Source organism: Paraburkholderia rhynchosiae (genome assembly GCF_002879865.1).
Classification (GTDB): domain Bacteria; phylum Pseudomonadota; class Gammaproteobacteria; order Burkholderiales; family Burkholderiaceae; genus Paraburkholderia; species Paraburkholderia rhynchosiae.
Genome location: NZ_PNXY01000012.1, coordinates 62,873 through 82,216, shown reverse-complemented (window position 1 = coordinate 82,216; position 19,344 = coordinate 62,873). Strand labels below are relative to the sequence as shown.

The window sequence follows — 19,344 nt, the reverse complement described above, 5'->3', positions numbered from 1 at the left end:
CACCGGGCGCGCTTTCTTGCCGATAGCAATTCCCGGCCGCCTGAGTTAATGCTCAACTCAACAGCGCGTTTTGAATCAGAATGCCGATCATCACGCCGGCGGGAATACCAAAAGCTCTGCCACGAAGCGTTGCGCTCAGGTCTTCGTCGAGGATGAAACTGCTGCGGCGTTCGCTCCAGACGGTCTTATACAAAAGCGGTTTGGTGCCGGCGATAAGCAGCGAGGTAACCGCCGTGAAAATGACCTGTTCGAGCGCGTGCATTCTGGCCATGAACGGGGAAAACTCGCCCGCACTAGCGAGCAGCACCATGATGACCGTAGCGATCACGGCGCCAAAGAAAAAACCGCTCATGAAGCGGTGTGCTGACGTAAGAGAATCCACTTGAGCCTCGACTTCTTCATCGCCCAATAACAGGTTGATGAAGCAAAAAAATATTCTGAAGGGAAGGTGTTCCGTTGAGTAACCGGCGGTGCGCAGGGCGCCCGACGGTCGGCATCAAAAGAGACCTAAGAATATTTTTTTTGCCTGCTTCAACCTATCGTCCGTTTCCTAATGAGGCTTCGGACAAATCCTAAAGCGTGAAGACGAGCGCCGATACGGCGACGGTGCGCTCAAGCGTGGAGCAGATTTAACCGCGCGTACTGCAACAGCATGATCGTTTTGCCGTCGACGATCTCGCCGCGCTCGATCATCGCGAGCGCCTGATCCACCGGCAGTTCCAGCACCTCGATGTCCTCGCCTTCGTCCGCGAGGCCGCCGCCCGTGCCGACCTTTGCGAGCGCGTCGTATTCGGCGACGAAAAAATGCAGCTTTTCGGTAACCGAACCCGGACTCATGAACGCCTCGAACACCTTGCGCACTTCATGCACGCGATAACCCGTTTCTTCCTCGACTTCCGCGCGAATCCGCTCCTTGGGCGACGCGGCCTCGAGCAGGCCCGCGGGCGCCTCGATCAACATGCCATGATGACCGTTGACGAACGCCGGTAGGCGGAATTGCCGCGTCAGCACGACCGTGCGCCGGCGCGGATCGTACAGCAGCAGCGTGGCGCCGTTGCCGCGGTCGTAGGTCTCGCGGCTTTGCCGCTGCCACGAGCCGTCGGCGCGCCGATAGTCGAAGGTGGTCTTCTTCAGGACGTACCAGTCGTCCGACAGCACCTCCACGTCCACGATCCGCACTCGTCCGGCGGTTCCATCCATAGCTCGCACCTCTGATTGGCTGAACGCGGCTTGGTCCGCGTACGAAGCATGGTATCGTGCGATATCGTGCAACAACAAGTAATTTCGTGCAGTCAACGGAATTAGGCAGCGAAGGACGCCGTGCTTACATCGCAAAGAAAACAGCTAATCCTCGAAGCGCTTAGGCGCGACGGACAGGTAATCGCGAAAGCGCTTAGCGCCGAATTCGACGTCTCCGAGGACACCATTCGCCGCGATCTGCGTGAACTCGCGGCCGAAGGCCAGCTTCAGCGCGTGCACGGCGGCGCGTTGCCGGCGTCGCCGGCAGCGGTGGATCTGGCGGGGCGCGAGCGGATCGAATCGGCGTCGAAGGCCGCCATTGGCCGGGCCGCGGCGGGCATGATCGGGCCGGGCCAGATCGCATTCGTCGACGGCGGCACGACTGCCGTGCAACTCGCGCGCCATCTTCCGCGTGACTTGCGTGCGACGATCGTCACGCATAGCCCGAGCATCGCGGTCGAACTCGCCGAGCACGCCAACCTCGAAGTCGTGATGATCGGCGGGCGGCTTTTCAGACACTCCATGGTCAATGTCGGCGCGGCAGCCATCGAAGCACTCAGCCATATCCGCGCCGATCTGTACTTCATGGGCGTGACCGGCGTGCATCCGCAAGCGGGCCTCAGCACGGGCGATATCGAAGAGGCCTACGTGAAGCGCGCGCTCGCCGAACACGCCGCGGAGACCGTGGTGCTGGCATCGGCGGAAAAACTCAACGCGGCGTCGGCGTACAAGATCGCTGATGTGTCGGCGGCGAGCACGATCGTCGTCGAACGAAGCACGGCCGAGTCGCTCATTGCGCCTTTCGAGGCGCTCGGCGTGACGGTCATGCGCGCTTAGTGGCGCGGTTTTCAGCGCACTTCTCTGCACTTCTGACTCGGTTCGCTTAGCGACAGGCTCTTTACATGGCAGCCTCTGAATCCGTGACCGTGGCACGCATGAACTCCTGCTCGGTGACCAGTTCAAAGTGAGCGCGCCGCTGCCTTCATGCGCGCCTTCTTTTCGCCGTATATGAGCCTCGCTTCTTTCACGGAGATTTCATGAGCAATCGCGCAACGCAGATCCTTCCTCATCACCGCTATGTTCATTCGCTCGGTGCGCCGCTGGCCTGCGTGCAAGGCACGATCAGCAAGGTGTTCGCGAGTCCGGGCCATCACCATGGCGCGAATCATCAGCACCTGATCGTCAGGATCGACAAGGTGTTGAAGTTCGAAGGCGGTACGCAGGAGCTCGTAGGCACGGAGGTGTTCGTTGCGGTCCGTTTCGGCGACAACGAAGGACTGGCCGAGGAGATTCCTGGCCTGCAAGCCGGACAGCCCATCGAGGCGCAAGGCGAATACATCCCCGAGGCGAGCGCGTATCCCACCGAAGACAACAGCAATCCCGTGTTGCCAGTCCTGCACTTCACGCATCATCCGGTCGGCTATGTGCGATACGCGGGGCAGTACTACAGCTAGCGCGTGTCGAGCGTGTCGCGATGGACGGAAGACCATCGCATTTTTCGAACCGCCAATTCAAGTTCTAGTGGCGGCGTGCCGTTAAGCAGAAGGCGTCGTTCGGGCGGCTTTTGCCAGCCAGCACCCGGCGCAACGTTGCGCGCACAACGAGCCAGGCAATGCCGCGCGTAAAGTTTGTATCAGACTGTGTGACGCGCAGTGTTTTCTTTAAACCCACTTTACAATTCGGCTGGAAATTTAATCGCACCTGGCCCTGTCCGCGGAAGATCGGCTGCTTAAAGCGCCTGGATCCGCCGTCGCGAGAGCGGCGCATCGACGAATCGACGAATCGGGGTCAGCCGGCAAGGCAGGGTGAGGGCCATATGAGGCGCTCGCCATGTCGCAAGGCAAGGCAGCGCGTGATACGAAGCGCGCGCCTTGCAAGCGGCAAGGCGGCATCGGACCCGCCTACAAGGCCTACAAGTCCTACAGGACAAGGCAGGAGTCGAACATGATGGGCAAGCGTTTCGACAGGGCAATGATGATCAGCGTGGCCGGTGCATGGCTCGCGCTGGCGATGAGCGGTTGTGCCAACGTAGTCCAGCAGGGCGCAGAGGCTGGCGCTGCATCGGCGGCGTCGGGTGTACCGGTGGCCGGCACGGCGAATGTGCCGGGCGTGGCGGGGTCCGCTGCATCGGCGGGGAGTTCAGTTGCGGCTGGCGCGTCCGAAGCCGCGCCACTCAGGAAAGCGCCGCCGCTGGTTTATCGCGTCAAGCGCGGTGACACGTTGGCGCGCGTCGCGCAGCATCATCATTGCAGCGTCAGGCAGTTGCAGGCGTGGAACGGCATGAAGCCGTCCTCGCGATTGAAGACGGGTCAGGTGCTGCGTGTGGCATCGCCGGAAACCGTGCAGGCGGTCAACTCGGCAGCGGCAGCGGCGAAAGCCGCCGCTGCAACGTCGAGCGGGTCTGCCGGGCGGAACTCTTCGGCAGCCGCGCCGTCATCCGTAGCCGCGTCGACGGCGGCGCAGTCATCGGCCGCACCGAGCGCCGCCGAAGCGCGCGAAGTCGCGCAACAAACCACGCGGCACGCGAGCGGCGTTTCGCTCGCGTGGCCAGCGGGGGGGCGGGTCGTTGAAGCATTTCAGCCGGGTGAGACGCGTGGCATCGAGATCGGCGGCAAACCCGGCGATCCGGTTCGCGCCGCGGCCGACGGCAAAGTCATGTACGCCGGCACGGGCTTGAACAACTACGGCAGTCTGATCATCGTCCAGCACAACAAGGACTTTCTGACCGCCTACTCGCACAACCGCAAGCTGCTGGTTAAAACCGGCGACATCGTTCGACAAGGACAGCAGATTGCGGAGATGGGCGACGAAAACAACTCGCGCGTGTCGGTCGGCTTCGAATTGCGCCGCGACGGCAAGCCCATCGATCCCATGCCGTATCTGCCGCAAGGACGCGGCTAGACGCACATCGCCCGGGTGGAGTCAGTCGAGCCACCTCAGCGCCGCCGCAACGATTGCCTCCGGCGCGTCTTCCTGCATCAGATGACCCGACCCCGGCACGGCCTGAAAGCGCGCCTCGGGAATCAGCGCGGCAAGATGACGGCCGCGTTCCAGCGGAATCCACTGGTCCTCTTCGCCCCACAGGATCTGCGTCGGACAGCGCAGGTGCGGATAGTGGGCTTCGACTTCATCGGTGTAGCGCTGATCCATTTGCGCGATCTGCCGGTAGAACGCGGCTTGCCCCGTTGCGCCAAGCCACGGCTCGACGTACGGCGCGAGTTCTTCATCCGCGATGTCGCGCGCGATCGCGCCGCGCACATACGCCTTCACCATCGCCTCATGAATATACGGCGGCATTGCCGAGAACGCGTCGCTGTGCCGGCGCACATGCTGCACGAAGGGCGAACCCCACGGCGCGAGCGCGACCGGATCGATCAGAGTAAGACTGCGGTAATCGCAGCCGTCGATAAGATGAGCCCGCAACGACGTCGCCCCGCCGAAGTCATGCGCGATCACGTCCGGGCTCTTCAGCTGCCAGTGCGCGAGCAGCTCGGCGAGCAAAACATTCTGGATGCCAAGCGACACGTCCTGGCCGTCGCGCATCGCTGACTGGCCATAGCCGAGCAGGTCGTAATAATGGACGGTGCGAATCTGCGCGAGATGCGGCGCAATGCGATGCCACACATACGAAGAGAACGGCGTGCCATGCACCAGCACCAGCGGCGGCCCGGTCCCCGTCACATTGAAGCGCACGGTTTGATCGCGGAACGTATAGGTTTCGGGGAGTGGCCAGTGGTTCATGGCAGTGAGCGGTCGTGACGAAGTTCGCTTACCTTAGCAGGGCTTCGGACTGCCTGCAGGACGGCTGTGCGTAGCGACGCCAGCTAGCGCCGTCACGCGCGTCCCGCAAAAGCTCACCTTTGTTTTGTTCAGCAAACCCAGGCAATGTGAGCAAGGCGCCGTTCAAACGCGCGCTCGGCATGCATCGGCGCGGGTAACGCATGCCGCATCTTTACGAATCCAGCATGAATGGCCTTGAAACACGGCATTTTCGTGTGGGCTCGGTTGTGAAGGCCTGGTAATCCTTCGTTGACGAGCTTGAGCCGCTCGCGAGCAACCGTACGGAATCGACGCACGCGCGCCATAACCGCATGCTTTTCAACGGTGAGTAAATCCGGGAGCCGTCGATACAAACGCGAGTCCTTTACATGATCTCTACGTGGTCTGCGCGCCGCGCAACAACTGCGATACCTGGCCATGCAAATGCAGTATTGCCGGATCGGCCTGCAACAGCGGCAGATAACGCGGCAGAAAACTGTTGTTCGGCTGATCGGCGGAGAAGAGACCTGTAACGGCTTCTGCGGCGGCAAGCCGGTCGGCGGCGTCGGCCTCCTTGTCGTCGAGAATTTCGTCGACGTTAGCAATGATCGTCGAAAGCGGCGTCAGCCAACGAAACCCCGAACCGTTGATCAGCACTTGCTGAAAGGCCGCGGGCGTGACCGGGCCAAATTCTTTTTCGTACGAGGCGCGCTCGTGATCGAGTATGGCCTTATGCAACGCCAATAGCGGCTTGCGGATGTCCGAGAGGAATTCGATGCATTGCGGGTCGTTCATGGTGCTGCTCCTTCGGAGTGTCGGTACGGGTCGACGCGATTGCTTCAAGCCGCGTCCATGCTAACAAAATTGCGCGGCCGCGTTTTCAGGCATGACAGTAGGCGTGCGGGGGTCCGGGCAAATTTCTGAATGCACCGCTACAATTCGCCGGACCTTCACAGTGCATTTCGCGTGATGCATGACGTGCAGTCTTGCAAGCGCACGCATTGGCATTGCGTATTAGTCCGGGCTGTCGAATAAACGCGGCGAGTCATTGCGCTTTGATCGGCATCCCTGTCTAAACAGACTCATAAAGATAACCCCACAAGGAGCCGCTCATGACAACATTCAACATCAATGGCGAGACTCATACCGTCGATGCGCCGCCCGACATGCCTCTGTTGTGGGTCTTGCGCGATCTCGTCGGCTTGACGGGGACCAAGTTCGGTTGCGGTATCGCGCAATGCGGCGCCTGCACCGTTCATCTCGACGGTGTTGCGGTGCGTTCATGCGTATTGCCGGCGGCGGCTGTCGGCGACAGGAAAATCACCACGATCGAAGCGGTCGGCAACACACCGGCAGGCCAGAAAGTGCAGCAGGCGTGGCGTCAACTGGACGTCGTGCAATGCGGCTACTGCCAGTCGGGTCAGGTGATGTCGGCGGCGTCGCTGATTGCGAGCAACCCCAATCCCTCCGACGCGGACATCGACGCCGCTATGGCGGGCAACATCTGCCGCTGCGGCACGTACAACCGCATTCGCGCGGCGATCAGGCACGCGGCGAAGGGAGTCTGACATGTCTCAGGGATTGCTCGATGCACACAACGGCGCGAAGGCGTCGAAGGCGGAAGCGAACGAACCGCGCGGCTTCTCGCGCCGCACATTTCTCAAGCTCGGGGTGACCGTGGGCGCGGCAGCGGGCGGCGGATTGCTGCTCGGCTTCAGCATGCCTGCCGTCAGTCAGGACCAGAAGGCCGGCAAGTCGGTGATTGGCGGCGACGCAAACGAAACGCCGCAAGACGGCGTGTTCGCACCCAACGCGTTCATCCAGATCGATACCGCAGGCAAGGTCACGCTGGTGATTCCCAAGGTCGAGATGGGCCAAGGTGTCTACACCTCGATCCCGATGCTGATTGCCGAAGAACTCGAAGTGTCGCTCGACACCGTCACGCTCGACCATGCACCGCCGGACGAAAAGCTCTTCACGGACCCGCTGCTCGGCGGCCAGCTCACGGGCGGTTCGACGTCGATTCGCTATGCATGGGAGCCGATGCGCAAAGCCGGCGCGACCGCTCGCACGCTGCTCATCAGCGCGGCTGCGCAGCAATGGCAGGTGGATGCCGCAAGTTGCCATGCGCAAGCCGGCCAGGTCATTCACGCGGCGAGCAATCGCAGCATCGGCTACGGTCAGCTGGTGGATGCCGCAGCCAAACTGCCCGCGCCGCAGAACGTGCCGCTGAAGGACCCCAAGGACTTCAAGATTATCGGCACGGCAGTGAAGCGCCTCGATTCGCCTGAGAAAGTGGACGGCACTGCGATATTCGGCCTCGACGTGCGCGTGCCCGACATGGTGTATGCCGCCATCGCGAACTGTCCGGTGTTCGGCGGCACGCTCGCGAGCGTCGACGAGACGAACGCGAAGAAGATTCCCGGCGTGCGACAGATCGTGAAGATCGACAACGCGGTTGCCGTGATCGGCGATCACACGTGGGCCGCCAAACGCGGGCTGCAGGCGCTTGACATCAAGTGGAACGAGGGCGCGGGCGCAAAGCTTTCAATGAAGCAGATCGTCGACGACCTTGCCCAGGCGTCGCAGCGCAACGGCGCTGTGGCGCGCAAAGACGGCGACGTCGCGCGCGGATTTTCAAACGCGAAGACCCGTGTCGATGCCGTCTATCAGCAGCCGTTTCTCGCGCACGCCACGATGGAGCCGATCAATTGCACGGTGCATGTGCGGCCCGACGGCTGCGAAATCTGGATCGGCTCGCAGGTGCCCACGCGCGTGCGCGACGCCGCGATCGCCGTCACCGGCTTGCCCGCCGACAAGATTGTCGTGCATAACCATCTGATCGGCGGAGGCTTTGGGCGGCGGCTCGAATTCGACATGGTCACGCAGGCGGTCAAGATCGGCAAGCAGGTGTCGACGCCGGTCAAGGTGCTGTGGACGCGCGAAGAAGACATTCAGCACGACATGTACCGGCCTTACTACTACGACAAGATCTCCGCCGGTCTCGACGCGAACGGCAAGCCGCTCGCCTGGCAGCACCGGATTGTCGGCTCGTCGATTCTCGCGCGCTTCGCGCCGCCCGCGTTCAAGAACGGGCTCGATCCCGACGCAGTGGAAGTTGCCTCCGACCTGCCGTACGACTTACCGAACCAGTGGGTTGACTACGTGCGCCAGGAACCGCACGCGATTCCCACCGCGTTCTGGCGAGGCGTGGGCCCGACGCGCAGCACGTTCGTGGTCGAAAGTTTTATCGACGAACTCGCGGCCGAGGCGAAGGTGGACCCGGTCAAATACCGGCGCGATCTGCTCGGCAAAACGCCGCGTGCGCTCAACGTGCTCAATACCGCCGCGCAGGCGGCCAATTGGGGCAGCGCGGTGCCGAAGGGGCAAGGGCGCGGCGTGTCGGTCATGCATGCGTTCGGCAGCTACTTCGCGATCGTCGTCGATGTCGCCGTGGATCAGGGCGAGGTGGCGGTCAAGCACGTGGTGTGCGCGGTCGATTGCGGGATGGCGGTCAATCCGAACACGATCGAAGCGCAGGTGCAGGGCGGCATCATCTTCGGCATCACGGCGGCGCTTTATAGCGAGATCACGATCAAGGACGGCCGCGTCGAGCAGAACAACTTCACGGACTATCGGATGCTGCGTATCGACCAGACGCCGCCTATCGACGTGCATATCGTGAAGAGCAGCGAGGCGCCGGGCGGCATCGGTGAACCAGGCACAGCGGCGCTCGCGCCCGCGCTGACCAACGCGATTTTCGCGGCCACCGGCAGGCGGCTGCGGCAATTGCCGGTCGGCAGCCAACTGCAAACCGCTTAACGGGAGCCCGACATGAAAAGCACACTGAAGGGTTTCGGTGCGGCGCTGTGCGTGGCGTTGCCGCTACTGATCCAGGTATCGCCGGCAGCGGCGGCGGCAGCGGCGGTTGCGGGACAGGCGGCCGACCCGGCGCTCGTGCAGCGCGGCGCTTATCTGGCGAAGGCCGGCGATTGCATCGCGTGTCACACGGCGCCGAAGGGCAAACCGTTCGCGGGCGGCCTGCCGATGAACACGCCGATGGGTCACATCTACACCACCAACATAACGCCCGACCCGCAAACCGGCATCGGCAGTTATTCGGAAGAGGACTTTGCCCGCGCAATGCGCGAAGGCGTCGCGAAAGACGGGCACAACCTGTATCCGGCGATGCCGTATCCGTCGTATGCAAAGGTCAACGACGAGGACATGAAAGCGCTCTACGCGTTCTTCATGAGTGGCGTTGCGCCCGTGCAGCAGGCCAATCGCGAGCCCGACATCAAATGGCCGCTTAACATGCGCTGGCCGTTGAAGCTCTGGAACATGGTGTTTCTCGAGAAGGGCGTGTACCAGAACAAGTCCGGCAAGGACGTTGCATGGAATCGCGGCGCTTATCTGATTCAGGGACTCGGACACTGCGGCTCATGTCATACGCCGCGCGGCATTGCGTTCCAGGAGAAGGCGCTCGACGAAAGCGGCAGCGCGTTCCTGACGGGCGGCCTGCTCGACGGCTGGTTCGCGACGAATCTGACCGGCGAGCATAACGTCGGCTTGGGGCGCTGGAGCGATCAGGACTTGCAGGCGTTCCTGAAGACCGGCGCGAATCGTCACGCGTCCGCATTCGGCTCGATGACCAGCGTGATCAACAACAGCACGCAGGCCATGAACGACGCCGATATCGCGGCCATGACGAGCTATCTGAAGTCGCTGCCGGCGGCGGGCGGCAACGGCGCGCCGCCTTATACGTTCGATCCGCAAGCAACCAAAGTGTCGCTGAACCGTCCCGCGAACGATGCCGGCGCGCGCGTCTACACGGCGTATTGCATGCATTGTCATGGCGTCGACGGACGCGGTTTCGCGCCGATGCTCGCGCCGTTGGCCGGCAATCCGAATGTGCTGGAGAAGGACGCGTCGTCGCTGATCAACGTGACGCTGAACGGCACCGAAGATCTCGTCATCGGCGGCATTCCCGCGCCGTATCCGATGCCGAAGTACGCGCCGGTGCTCAATGATCAGCAGATCGCCGACGTACTCACTTTCGTACGCGCCGGCTGGAACAACGGCGCGCCGGCAGTGACGGCCGCCGATGTGACGAAGCTGCGCAAGTCGACGCAAGCGGCTCGCTAGCGGTAGCTCGTAACGCGCCAGGGCATGAAAAAGCGTCAACCGTCTTTCGGCGGTTGACGCTTTTTGCTTTCTGTCAGGCGCGCGCCTCGCGCATGTCTAGCGATGCTGGCCCACCTTTTGCCGCTTTTCCAGCAGGCGCGCATACCACGTCAGCGGGAAGCACATCGCGAAGTAGATCATCGCGACCATGCCGTAGATCGGAAACGGGCGGAACGCCGCGTTGGTGATCATGGTGCCGGTCTTCGTCAATTCCGTGAAGCCGATGATCGACGCCAGCGCGGTGCTCTTGACCACCTGGACGAGAAAACCGACCGTCGGCGCAACGGCGATTTTCAGCGCCTGCGGCCACACGATATAGCGCAACTGCTGGCCGAACGTCATGCCGAGACTCGCGCCCGCAGCCCACTGACCGCGCGGCACAGCTTCGACGCAGCCGCGCCAGATGTCGACCAGATACGCGCTCGTGTAAAGCGTCAGCGTGACGGTCGCGGCGACCCACGGCGATACGTCGACGCCAAGCAGCGGCAAGCCGAAAAATGCCAGGAAGAGCTGCATTAGCAGCGGCGTGCCCTGAAACACTTCCACGTAGAGCACGACGATGCGGCGCAGCCATGCGACCGGCGACACGCGCATCGCGAGCAGAATCAGCCCGACAATGCCGCCGCCCACAAACGCGATCAACGACAGCAGCACCGTCCAGCGAGCGGCCAGCAGCAGATTGCGGGCGATGTCCCACAGTGTGAATTCGACCATGATCAACGCTCCGTCGGCAGGGTGCGGGCGCCGCGCCACATCAGGCGAGTGCGCCACGTGCGAGGCGCGCTGTCGGCACCGCGCGCGGTGCGGCCCGCGAACAGCCCACGTCCGAACCGGTTGAGAATTTGCCGCAACGCGATCGACAGAAATAGATACGTCGCGGTGATGATCACGTAGCTCTCGAACGAGCGGAAGTTGCGCGACTGGATGAAGTTGGCCGCGTACGTGAGATCGGGAACGGAAATCTGCGACACGACCGCCGAGCCGAGCATCACGATCAACACCTGGCTCAAGAGCGCGGGAAACACGTTGGCCAGCGCCTGCGGCAGCACGATATAGCGAAACACCTGGCGCCCATGCAGGCCGAGCGCCTGCGCCGCCTGCACCTGGCCGCGCGAAATCGAATCGATGCCCGCGCGCACGATCTCGATTGCGTAGGCGCCCAGGTTGACGGTCATCGCCAGAATCGCGGCCTGTATTTCGTCGATATGAATGCCGAGGCTTGGCAAGCCGAAGAACACGAAGAACAACTGCACGATGAACGGCGTATTGCGGATCAGCTCCACATAGCTCGCCACGAGCCAGCGGGCCCATTTTGGTCCCGCCACCGCGACGCTCGCGCCGGCGATGCCGACCAGACCGCCGAGCAGCGTCGAGATGGCCGTGAGCCCCAAAGTGACGGCGACGCCTTGTGCAAGCATCCCCGCATACAGGCCGAAGCCGCTGAAATCGAACGCATAGGTCATGACGTGGCGCTCATCGTGAGGTCAAACTCCGTACAGGAAATTCAGAGGTCTGCCGGCAGGGGCGTGCGCAGCCATTTCTGCGAGATCGCGTTCATGGTGCCGTCCTTGCGGGCCTTGGCTATGGTTTCGTCGACTTTCTGCTTCAGACGCGGCTCGTTCTTGTTCAAACCGACGTGATCCGGCGAGCTGAAGAGCGAAAACTTCTGCTCGGGATCGTTCGCGGGATGACGCGCGAGAATCGTGGCGCCGACGTCGTTGCCGACGACCATCAACTGTACCTGACCAGAAAGAAACGCCGAAATTGCTCCGTTAGGATCGTCGAAACGTTTGATGTTCGCGCTGGGCGGCGCGATCTTCGTCACGCTCAGGTCTTCCAGCGTGCCGCGCGCGACCGAAATCGACTTGCCGGCGAGATCGGCGGCATTCTTGACCGGCAGTGCTTTCGGGCCGAACACCGCGAGGTAGTACGGCGCGTAGGGCTGCGAGAAGTCGATCACCTTCTCACGCTCGGGTGTCTGGCCGACCGACAGCAGCATGTCGGTCTTGTGGTCCGCGAGGTAAGCCATGCGGTTGTCGCCCGTCACTTGCACGAGTTCGACCTTCGCGTTGAGCGCGCGGCCGATCAGATCGGCGACGTCGATGTCATAGCCTACGGGCTTCATGTCCGGGCCGATCGAACCGAACGGCGGATAGTCCATAAACACGCCAATGCGCACGGTGCCCGACTTCGCGATGGTGTCGAGCGCATCGGCATGCGCAGCCGGCGAAAACGCGCAGAGCGCGGCTGCGCTGGTGAAGGCGAGCGTCGCGGCGAGCGTGGCGAACACGCGGCGAGCATTCGATTGAACGGGCTTGAGCTGGTTCATGGTCTGTCCTCTGTCGAAAATATGGAACTGTTGTGTTGGAATGCGATTGATGTCACTGCACTGCGGTCATTGCACCGCGCGCGCGGCGATCAGCTTGCACGCGTGCGGCGGCAATTCGGCGAGCACCGGCATGCCGAGCGCAAGCCCTGGCGTTTCGCGCGGCGTGGTCGCGGCGGTCAGTGTGAAGCCGGCGCAATCGATCGTCGCCTCCAGCGAGGCGCCCACGTCCCGGATAAACGTCACGGTGCCCGCCAGCCGGTTCGGGCCCGCGGCGTCGGTCGCGGCTTTCACGCAGACGTCCTCGGGGCGGATCAGCAGGCGGATGTCGTTGGTGGACTCGGGAACGCGAGCCGCCTGCGACACGGCGATGCGCAGGCCGCCCGGCAGACTGACGGCGCCCGCGCCGTCGTAGGTAACCGGCAGGATATTGCCGAGACCGATGAAGTCCGCGACGAACTCGCTCACGGGCTCGCGATAGATGTCGAGCGGCTTGCCGACCTGCGCGATGCGGCCTTTTTCCATCACGACGATTTCATCGGCCATCGTCATTGCTTCGCGCTGATCGTGCGTGACCATGATCGTCGTGATGCCGAGGCGCTGTTGCAGCAGGCGGATTTCAACCTGCATCGCTTCGCGCAGCTTGGCGTCGAGCGCGGAAAGCGGTTCGTCGAGCAGCAGCAGTTTCGGCTGCGATGCGATCGCGCGCGCAATCGCCACGCGTTGCCTCTGGCCGCCGGAAAGCTGCGTGACGGGCCGGTTCGCCATATGCGGCAACTGGATCAATTCCAGCAATTCGGCGATCCGGCGCGCCTGTTCGGGCTTCGGCGTCTTGCGCAGCTTCAGCGGATAGGCGATGTTTTGCGCGACGCTCATATGCGGAAACAGTGCAAGCGACTGAAACACCATGCCGAAGTCGCGCTGGTTGGCCGGCACGCGCGTGATGTCGGCGCCCGCGAATTCGATGCTGCCCGAGCTCGGCGTTTCGAGGCCGGCGATCATCCGCAGCAAGGTGGTTTTGCCGCAGCCGGACGGGCCGAGAAAGCACACGAGCTTGCCGTCGGGCACGTTCAGATCGACGCTGTCGACGGCATAGGCCGCGCCGAAGCGGCGGGTCACGGCCTGCAAGGTCAGATGAGTCATCGAATGCTCCAGCAAGAAGGCGTCGAAAAAGAACAAGCGGTCACAGCGCGACTCCTTCGTCGCCGATCAGCTTTTCGAGCAGCCAGATAAGCGCGAAGTCGATCGCGACGATAAACACCGCGAAGCAGAACACGGTCGGATCGAGCGACGACACCGTGCGGCTGTAGAGCCACACTGGCAAGGTCATCGTGTCGATGGTGTACAGGAAGAAGGTCACGGTGAATTCGTTGAACGACACGATGAACGCGAACAGCATGCCGGCGAGAATGCCCGGGCGCATCAGCGGCAGGATTACGTCGACGAGCGCGCGGCTAGGGCTCGCGCCCATCACGCAGGCCGCTTCCTCGAACTCGGGTCCAATCGAGGCGACCGACGCCGCGCAGTTCTTCACTGTGAACGGCAGCGCCAGAATCACGTGCGCGATGATCAGGCGGAATACGCCGAGTTCGACCGGCAGCACATTGAACACGAGCAACAGCGACAGGCCGAGCATCACGAGCGGATAGACGAGCGGCAACGCGACGAGTTGTTCGACGGCCGGTTTGCCGCGAAAGCGGTAGCGGCTCAGCGCGTAAGCGGCCGGCACGGAGACGAGTGTCGCGATCAGCATGGTCGACAGCGCGACGATCAGGCTCGTGCCCAGCGCGGCGCCCATCGAAAGGGAGTTCGTTGCATCCGGCGACGCGAAGCTCTGCCATGCGGCGCGATACCAGTGCAGACCGTACGCGTGCGGCGGAAATTCGAGCGTGTCGGCCGCGCTGAACGACATGGTGATCATCGTGAGGATCGGCAGCGCGGCGAGGAACAGCACGACAGCCGCGAGCAACGCCGTGGCTTTGCCGAGCTGGCCGGGCATTGCGTTCGACAGGCGCGGCGAACGGGGTGGCCGCGACGCACGTTGCAGATTCGCGGCCTGGATAGGCGTGCTCATGCGTGGGGCTCCTCGGCGAGACGCTGCGTGCGGCGCACGAGTCGTTGTGAAAGCGCCATCACTGCGAGTGTCGCGATCATCAACACGACACCCGATGCCGACGCGGCAGGCCAATTCAGCAAAGGCGCGACCTGATCGTGAACCAGCACCGCGAGCATCGGCACGCGGCGTCCGCCGAGCAGCAGCGGCACCGCGAACGCGCTGGCGTTATACGCGAACACCAGCAGCGCGCCGGATACCAGACCGGGCATGGCCAGCGGCAACAACACATGACGCAGCGTTTGCCAGCGCGTCGCGCCGAGCGTGGCCGCGGCTTCCTCGTAAGAACTGGAGACGGTGCGCATCGCGCTCGAAAGCGGCAGCACCGCAAGTGGAAACGCAGTCTGAATCAGGCCGAGCAACACGCCGTTTTCACGATACAGCCACATCAACGGACGATGCATGAGACCGCTGCCCAGCAGCGCGTGATTGAGCAAACCGGCGGGGCCGAGAATGATCAGCCAGCCATACCCTTGCAGCAGCAGATTGACCAGCAGCGGCAGCAGCACGCCGGCCAGCAACAGGCGCCGGGCGAGACGCGACCTGGTGCGCGCCATCGCGAGCGCAACCGGAATCGCCAGCAGCACCGCGCAGATCATGCTCTGGAACGCGAGCTTCAACGTGAGCCACAAGGACCTCATGAAGTAGCCGTCCAGCAGATCGGCGTAGTTCTGCAGCGTGAAGCCATGCCATTCGTTGCCTTGCGTGCCAAAGCTCATGCGCAGCACGACGAGCGCCGCTGCGCCGAGCACCGCGAGAAACAGCAGGATAGGCGCGAGCAGCAGCCACGGCCGTGCCTTTTGCGCCACGCTAGCCGCAGGCGCGTCCGCGGCTTGTGCGGCGCGGAGCGCGGCGCTCATGCCAGGCGCCGCCTCGTGTGCCGTGGCATCGGAGGAGGCCGCTGCAGCACGCCGCGAGAAGCGCGCGAGCATCGTCGTCATGCCGAGAAGATTTCGGTGTACCGCTTGATCCACGCGGGCTGCACGGCGGCGAGCGACTTGTCGTCATGCAGCACGGCTTTCTCGGCGATCTGCTGCGGGCTCGGCACGAACGCGCGGCTTTCGGCGGGAATCACCGCTTTCGAATTGACCGGGCCGTTGAGCACGTCTGCGGCCATGCGGCCTTGCACGCCGGCATCGAGCGAATGGTTGATGAAGGCGTGGATCAGATCGCTGTCGCCAGGATGCGACTTCGGAATCACCGTGAACATAAGTTGCGTGGCGAAGCCTTCTTTCATGCCGTAGGTCACGCCCATCTTGTATTCGGGCTTGCGAATCTGAGCGGGGAAGAAGGCCGGCGAATAGATGCCGCCAATGTCGAGCGAGCCGGTGCGAAAGAGATCGGCCACCTGGTTCGGATTTTCGCCGAGCGTCATCACATGATCTTTCAGTTGCATCAGTTTCCTGAAGCCGGGCTCGATGTTCTGCTGCGAGCCGCCGTTCATCTTCGCGGCGATGATCGCCAGATCGACCGCTTCGGCCCATTCCGGCGGCGGCAGGAACAGGCGTCCGGCGTACTTGGGGTCCCACAGCGCTTCATACGACGACGGCGCGCTCTTCACCGTCGACGTGTTGTAGATGAGACCGTCCGACCACAGCAGGTAGCCAATGCCGAAGCCGTTCGCGCCCGTTCGATATTGCGGCGCGACTTCTTTCAGATTCGGCAGCTTGTCGAGATCGGGCTTCATCAGCAAGCCCGCATCGCCGAGACCGGCTGCGCCCACGCCTGCAAGCGTGATGACGTCGTAGGTCGGCCGCTCGCCCGCGGCCTTGACCTTCGCGACCATGCCGGAGGTGCCGTCGGCGCGATCGGCGATCACTTTGGCGCCGGTCTTCGCGGTGAAAGTGGCGGCGATATTACGCAGGGCCGCGGCGCCGGTGTCGTCGGACCAGGTCAGCAGGCGCAACGTCTTGCCGCTGAAATTCTGCTGCTGCGCGCGCAGGTTGACGAACGGCATCGGCAGCGTGGACGCCGCCAGCGCTGCGCCAATCGCCTTGATGGCCTGCCTTCTGCCCCGTTTGATCTCTTGCATGGCGGTCTCCTGTGTTGAACGCCTGTTGCCTGGTGATGATCGCTGTGACCGCTGTGACCGCATCGTTCGTCGGCATTGCCCGATGCGCCGCGTGTGAATGCACTCTAGGTTTGCCAAATTCCCCCAACAAACGAAATATGCGCATGGAGGGCATGACGGAATCTCATGCGCAACGCGTCCTCGGATGTAGTGCGGCGTGACGGCCAGGCGCTGCGAACGCTGAGCCACTGGCGCATTCGGGTTAACGTTCATGCTTTGCCGCGATGCGCGGTTTGGCCAAGGTATGAGCAAAGCTCGGTTCTGGTGCGCTTGCCGGCGCGTTCTGCCCCGCGCCGGTGCGCCATGCGTGTGGACGGCGCGGTTTTTTATAAGCGCATGAGCCGCACGCATGCGAATGAGTCTGGCCACAACTCGTGCGGCTATGCGCGATCGCGTATCCTGTTGGGTGTTAAGCAGCGCGGAGGGACGCGTGCGTCTCGCCGCCTCAATGACTTTTCCTGATTCGGATACTTCGATGCGACGTCTTCCGCCACTAAACGCGCTGCAGATTTTCGAAACCGTGGCGCGCCATCGCAGCTTTACGCGCGCGGCGGATCATCTATGTCTCACGCAAGGCGCGGTGAGCCGGCAGATCATCGCGCTCGAGGACTATTACAAGTTCCCGCTCTTCAAGCGTCACGCGAAAGGGCTGACCCTCACCGCCGAAGGCGAGTTGCTGTTGCCGGCGGTCAAGGAAAGCTTCGCGCGCATCGAGGAAATTTCGTTGCGGCTCACGCGGCAACGCACAGACCTCGCGCTGAAGGTGCCGACTTGCGTGATGCGCTGGATGCTGCCAAAGATCATGCGCTTCCAGGCCGAGTATCCCGATCTCCATGTGCAGATCACCACGACGTGGCAGCACGACGTCGACTTTCAGCTCGAACCGTTCGATGCCGCGATCATCTACGGCTCGTCGCCGGGTGCGGATGTGCAGGCGGTGCCGTTATTCGAGGAGCGTCTGACGCCGGTGTGCGCGCCGGATCTGCTGAAGGACAAACCGCTCGCGGCGGTCGCGGATCTTGCGCGTCATACTCTGTTGCATCCCACGCGCGATCATCGCGACTGGAAGATGTGGCTCGCCAAGGTCTCAGAGGGGGCCGCGGCCAACTCGCAGACGATCGACGCCGAACACGGCCCGAGTTTCGACACGCTCGACATGGCGACCAACGCCGCATTGCAGGGCTTCGGCGTGGCGATCAGCGACCTCGCATTGATCGACGACGACGTCGCCGCGCGGCGTCTCGTGCGACCGTTCGATACGGTACTCAAGACCGGTTGGCGTTATTACTTCGTGTATCCGGACTCGGTCGCGCATCAGCAGAAGCTGAATTTGTTTCGCGACTGGATCGCGGCGCATTGGGAAGAGTAGGCGTCAAAGCCAACGCTTCACGGCGCGAACGACAGAAACAGATACGCCGCGAACAGCGACAGATGCACGGCGCCTTGAAGAATCGTCGTGCGCCCGCTGCTGAGCGTGAGGGTGCCGACGATCAGAGTGAGCACCAGCAGCACGGTTTCCTTTCCGTCGATGCCGAGCACGAGCGGTTGTCCCGTCGACAGAAACACGCCGGCCACGGTCGGAATCGTCAAGCCGATACTGGCGAGCGCGGAGCCGAGCGCCAGATTCAGGCTGTTCTGCAAGCGGTCGGCGCGCGCCGCGCGCACGGCGGCGAGGCCTTCGGGCAGTAGCACGAGCGCGGCAATCACGATGCCGACCACCGCCGGCGGCGCGCCCGCGTTGTGCACTGCTATCTCGACCACCGGCGACAACATTTTCGCAAGCACCACGACCGCCACGAGGCACACCAGCAGCAAACCGCCGCTCGCAAGCGCGAGCCTGGCGCTTGGCGGCGCGGCATGCACGTCTTCATCGGGCACGCCGGCAAGGAAGTAATCGCGATGCCGGACCGTCTGCACGAACACGAACACGCCGTACAACACCAACGACGACACGCCGGCAAACGCGAGTTGCGACGGCGACAGCATGGGGCCGGCGCTTGTCGTCGTGTAATTCGGCATGACCAGGGTCAGCACGGACAACGACGCGAGCACCGCGAGAGCCGCAGCCGCGCCGCGGCTCTGAAAATCCTGCTCGCGATGGCGAATGCCGCCCACCAGCAGACACAGCCCGACGATCCCGTTGCAGACGATCATGACCGCGGCGAACACAGTATCGCGCGCAAGGCCGGCTTTCTCGGGACCGGACGTCAGCATGACCGACACGATCAGCGCGACTTCGATCACGGTGACCGCCACCGCCAGCACCAGCGTGCCGAACGGTTCGCCGACGCGATGCGCGACCACTTCCGCGTGATGAACAGCCGCGAACACCGCCGCGCACAGCGCGACGCCGACCAGCGCGAGCAGCAGCCCATTGCCCGGCAACGCGTAGGCCGCGCCGAACACGATCCACGCAAGGAAGGGCACGGCCAGAGTCCAGCGGGGCAAGACGACGGTCGTGGGCGTGGTCATCGGACTTCCTTTCTTTTAACGCTTTTTTGATGGTGCGAAGGGGCGTGGCTTCGGAAATGGAGCGGGTGATGACTTGAACTGATGCATCAGGAATGTGATTCAACGCATTGAATTGTATTGTACTTTTGCGAAGAAGAGGGTGATTTGCCACGGCGTGGTGTCACGTCGCGCCGGCCGCAA

General features: G+C 63.0%; 19 protein-coding genes. 7 read left to right on the top strand and 12 right to left on the bottom strand.

Annotated elements, in window-relative coordinates:
* Positions 1-52: 52 nt before the first annotated feature.
* Both C0Z16_RS18145 and C0Z16_RS18140 read right to left on the bottom strand, forming a co-directional pair.
* A complete protein-coding gene (locus C0Z16_RS18145; protein ID WP_244201271.1) occupies positions 53-409 on the bottom strand; it encodes a hypothetical protein in 357 nt (118 codons plus the stop codon).
* A 203-nt stretch (positions 410-612) separates the two neighbouring features.
* The gene (locus C0Z16_RS18140) at positions 613-1,200 is read right to left on the bottom strand and encodes an NUDIX domain-containing protein (protein ID WP_102633493.1); all 588 of its coding nucleotides are present in this window, start codon (positions 1,198-1,200) and stop codon (positions 613-615) included.
* A gap of 120 nt (positions 1,201-1,320) precedes the next feature.
* On the opposite strand from C0Z16_RS18140, the gene C0Z16_RS18135 reads away from it, so the two are divergent.
* The 3 genes from C0Z16_RS18135 (at position 1,321) to C0Z16_RS18125 (ending at position 4,140) form a co-directional block, all read left to right on the top strand.
* Entirely contained in the window at positions 1,321-2,076 is a 756-nt protein-coding gene (locus C0Z16_RS18135) for a DeoR/GlpR family DNA-binding transcription regulator (protein WP_102633492.1), read from the top strand.
* A 200-nt stretch (positions 2,077-2,276) separates the two neighbouring features.
* Complete coding sequence (locus C0Z16_RS18130; protein ID WP_102633491.1) at positions 2,277-2,693, top strand: hypothetical protein; 417 nt, start codon at positions 2,277-2,279, stop codon at positions 2,691-2,693.
* A 493-nt stretch (positions 2,694-3,186) separates the two neighbouring features.
* Complete coding sequence (locus C0Z16_RS18125) at positions 3,187-4,140, top strand: peptidoglycan DD-metalloendopeptidase family protein (RefSeq protein ID WP_102633622.1); 954 nt, start codon at positions 3,187-3,189, stop codon at positions 4,138-4,140.
* Between the two features lie 21 nt (positions 4,141-4,161).
* Here C0Z16_RS18125 and C0Z16_RS18120 read toward each other — a convergent pair whose 3' ends face one another.
* Positions 4,162-4,980 (bottom strand): alpha/beta fold hydrolase, encoded by an 819-nt coding sequence (locus C0Z16_RS18120; protein WP_102633490.1) that lies wholly within the window; start codon positions 4,978-4,980, stop codon positions 4,162-4,164.
* A 414-nt stretch (positions 4,981-5,394) separates the two neighbouring features.
* On the bottom strand, positions 5,395-5,793 hold the full coding sequence (locus tag C0Z16_RS18115) for a hypothetical protein (RefSeq protein ID WP_102633489.1): 399 nt from the start codon (positions 5,791-5,793) through the stop codon (positions 5,395-5,397).
* A gap of 317 nt (positions 5,794-6,110) precedes the next feature.
* Here C0Z16_RS18115 and C0Z16_RS18110 point away from each other — a divergent pair, with 317 nt between their 5' ends.
* Genes C0Z16_RS18110 through C0Z16_RS18100 form a run of 3 tightly spaced genes read left to right on the top strand, consistent with a single transcriptional unit; the run spans position 6,111 to position 10,143 of the window.
* Positions 6,111-6,566, top strand: a complete 456-nt coding sequence (locus C0Z16_RS18110; RefSeq protein ID WP_025600748.1) for a (2Fe-2S)-binding protein — start codon at positions 6,111-6,113, stop codon at positions 6,564-6,566.
* Between the two features lies 1 nt (position 6,567).
* Entirely contained in the window at positions 6,568-8,820 is a 2,253-nt protein-coding gene (locus C0Z16_RS18105) for a xanthine dehydrogenase family protein molybdopterin-binding subunit (RefSeq protein WP_102633488.1), read from the top strand.
* A 12-nt stretch (positions 8,821-8,832) separates the two neighbouring features.
* Entirely contained in the window at positions 8,833-10,143 is a 1,311-nt protein-coding gene (locus C0Z16_RS18100) for a c-type cytochrome (RefSeq protein ID WP_102633487.1), read from the top strand.
* Between the two features lie 96 nt (positions 10,144-10,239).
* Here C0Z16_RS18100 and C0Z16_RS18095 read toward each other — a convergent pair whose 3' ends face one another.
* From C0Z16_RS18095 to C0Z16_RS18065, 7 genes are all read right to left on the bottom strand, one after another.
* Complete coding sequence (locus C0Z16_RS18095) at positions 10,240-10,896, bottom strand: amino acid ABC transporter permease (RefSeq protein WP_102633486.1); 657 nt, start codon at positions 10,894-10,896, stop codon at positions 10,240-10,242.
* A 2-nt stretch (positions 10,897-10,898) separates the two neighbouring features.
* On the bottom strand, positions 10,899-11,645 hold the full coding sequence (locus tag C0Z16_RS18090; protein ID WP_102633485.1) for an amino acid ABC transporter permease: 747 nt from the start codon (positions 11,643-11,645) through the stop codon (positions 10,899-10,901).
* Positions 11,646-11,686: 41 nt separating this feature from the next.
* Positions 11,687-12,511 (bottom strand): transporter substrate-binding domain-containing protein, encoded by an 825-nt coding sequence (locus C0Z16_RS18085; protein ID WP_102633484.1) that lies wholly within the window; start codon positions 12,509-12,511, stop codon positions 11,687-11,689.
* 66 nt (positions 12,512-12,577) lie between these two features.
* Positions 12,578-13,651, bottom strand: a complete 1,074-nt coding sequence (locus C0Z16_RS18080) for an ABC transporter ATP-binding protein (RefSeq protein WP_102633621.1) — start codon at positions 13,649-13,651, stop codon at positions 12,578-12,580.
* 40 nt (positions 13,652-13,691) lie between these two features.
* On the bottom strand, positions 13,692-14,582 hold the full coding sequence (locus C0Z16_RS18075; RefSeq protein WP_102633483.1) for an ABC transporter permease: 891 nt from the start codon (positions 14,580-14,582) through the stop codon (positions 13,692-13,694).
* Entirely contained in the window at positions 14,579-15,562 is a 984-nt protein-coding gene (locus tag C0Z16_RS18070; RefSeq protein WP_102633482.1) for an ABC transporter permease, read from the bottom strand. The genes C0Z16_RS18075 and C0Z16_RS18070 overlap by 4 nt, the downstream gene beginning before the upstream one ends.
* Complete coding sequence (locus tag C0Z16_RS18065; RefSeq protein ID WP_102633481.1) at positions 15,559-16,653, bottom strand: ABC transporter substrate-binding protein; 1,095 nt, start codon at positions 16,651-16,653, stop codon at positions 15,559-15,561. The genes C0Z16_RS18070 and C0Z16_RS18065 overlap by 4 nt, the downstream gene beginning before the upstream one ends.
* A gap of 514 nt (positions 16,654-17,167) precedes the next feature.
* Here C0Z16_RS18065 and C0Z16_RS18060 point away from each other — a divergent pair.
* Entirely contained in the window at positions 17,168-18,061 is an 894-nt protein-coding gene (locus tag C0Z16_RS18060; RefSeq protein ID WP_102633620.1) for a LysR substrate-binding domain-containing protein, read from the top strand.
* 17 nt (positions 18,062-18,078) lie between these two features.
* Here C0Z16_RS18060 and C0Z16_RS18055 read toward each other — a convergent pair whose 3' ends face one another.
* Positions 18,079-19,164: a calcium:proton antiporter gene (locus C0Z16_RS18055; RefSeq protein WP_102633480.1), complete on the bottom strand. Its 1,086-nt coding sequence runs from the start codon at positions 19,162-19,164 to the stop codon at positions 18,079-18,081.
* Positions 19,165-19,344: the final 180 nt, after the last annotated feature.

What these genes read in the sequence shown, in the direction of transcription:
- C0Z16_RS18140 (WP_102633493.1), bottom strand. Translation starts at nt 1,200, where the DNA reads ATGGATGGAACCGCCGGACGAGTGCGGATCGTGGACGTGGAGGTGCTG.
- C0Z16_RS18130 (WP_102633491.1), top strand. Translation starts at nt 2,277, where the DNA reads ATGAGCAATCGCGCAACGCAGATCCTTCCTCATCACCGCTATGTTCAT.
- C0Z16_RS18125 (WP_102633622.1), top strand. Translation starts at nt 3,187, where the DNA reads ATGGGCAAGCGTTTCGACAGGGCAATGATGATCAGCGTGGCCGGTGCA.
- C0Z16_RS18120 (WP_102633490.1), bottom strand. Translation starts at nt 4,980, where the DNA reads ATGAACCACTGGCCACTCCCCGAAACCTATACGTTCCGCGATCAAACC.
- C0Z16_RS18115 (WP_102633489.1), bottom strand. Translation starts at nt 5,793, where the DNA reads ATGAACGACCCGCAATGCATCGAATTCCTCTCGGACATCCGCAAGCCG.
- C0Z16_RS18110 (WP_025600748.1), top strand. Translation starts at nt 6,111, where the DNA reads ATGACAACATTCAACATCAATGGCGAGACTCATACCGTCGATGCGCCG.
- C0Z16_RS18105 (WP_102633488.1), top strand. Translation starts at nt 6,568, where the DNA reads ATGTCTCAGGGATTGCTCGATGCACACAACGGCGCGAAGGCGTCGAAG.
- C0Z16_RS18100 (WP_102633487.1), top strand. Translation starts at nt 8,833, where the DNA reads ATGAAAAGCACACTGAAGGGTTTCGGTGCGGCGCTGTGCGTGGCGTTG.
- C0Z16_RS18095 (WP_102633486.1), bottom strand. Translation starts at nt 10,896, where the DNA reads ATGGTCGAATTCACACTGTGGGACATCGCCCGCAATCTGCTGCTGGCC.
- C0Z16_RS18090 (WP_102633485.1), bottom strand. Translation starts at nt 11,645, where the DNA reads ATGACCTATGCGTTCGATTTCAGCGGCTTCGGCCTGTATGCGGGGATG.
- C0Z16_RS18085 (WP_102633484.1), bottom strand. Translation starts at nt 12,511, where the DNA reads ATGAACCAGCTCAAGCCCGTTCAATCGAATGCTCGCCGCGTGTTCGCC.
- C0Z16_RS18080 (WP_102633621.1), bottom strand. Translation starts at nt 13,651, where the DNA reads ATGACTCATCTGACCTTGCAGGCCGTGACCCGCCGCTTCGGCGCGGCC.
- C0Z16_RS18075 (WP_102633483.1), bottom strand. Translation starts at nt 14,582, where the DNA reads ATGAGCACGCCTATCCAGGCCGCGAATCTGCAACGTGCGTCGCGGCCA.
- C0Z16_RS18070 (WP_102633482.1), bottom strand. Translation starts at nt 15,562, where the DNA reads ATGACGACGATGCTCGCGCGCTTCTCGCGGCGTGCTGCAGCGGCCTCC.
- C0Z16_RS18065 (WP_102633481.1), bottom strand. Translation starts at nt 16,653, where the DNA reads ATGCAAGAGATCAAACGGGGCAGAAGGCAGGCCATCAAGGCGATTGGC.
- C0Z16_RS18060 (WP_102633620.1), top strand. Translation starts at nt 17,168, where the DNA reads ATGCGACGTCTTCCGCCACTAAACGCGCTGCAGATTTTCGAAACCGTG.
- C0Z16_RS18055 (WP_102633480.1), bottom strand. Translation starts at nt 19,164, where the DNA reads ATGACCACGCCCACGACCGTCGTCTTGCCCCGCTGGACTCTGGCCGTG.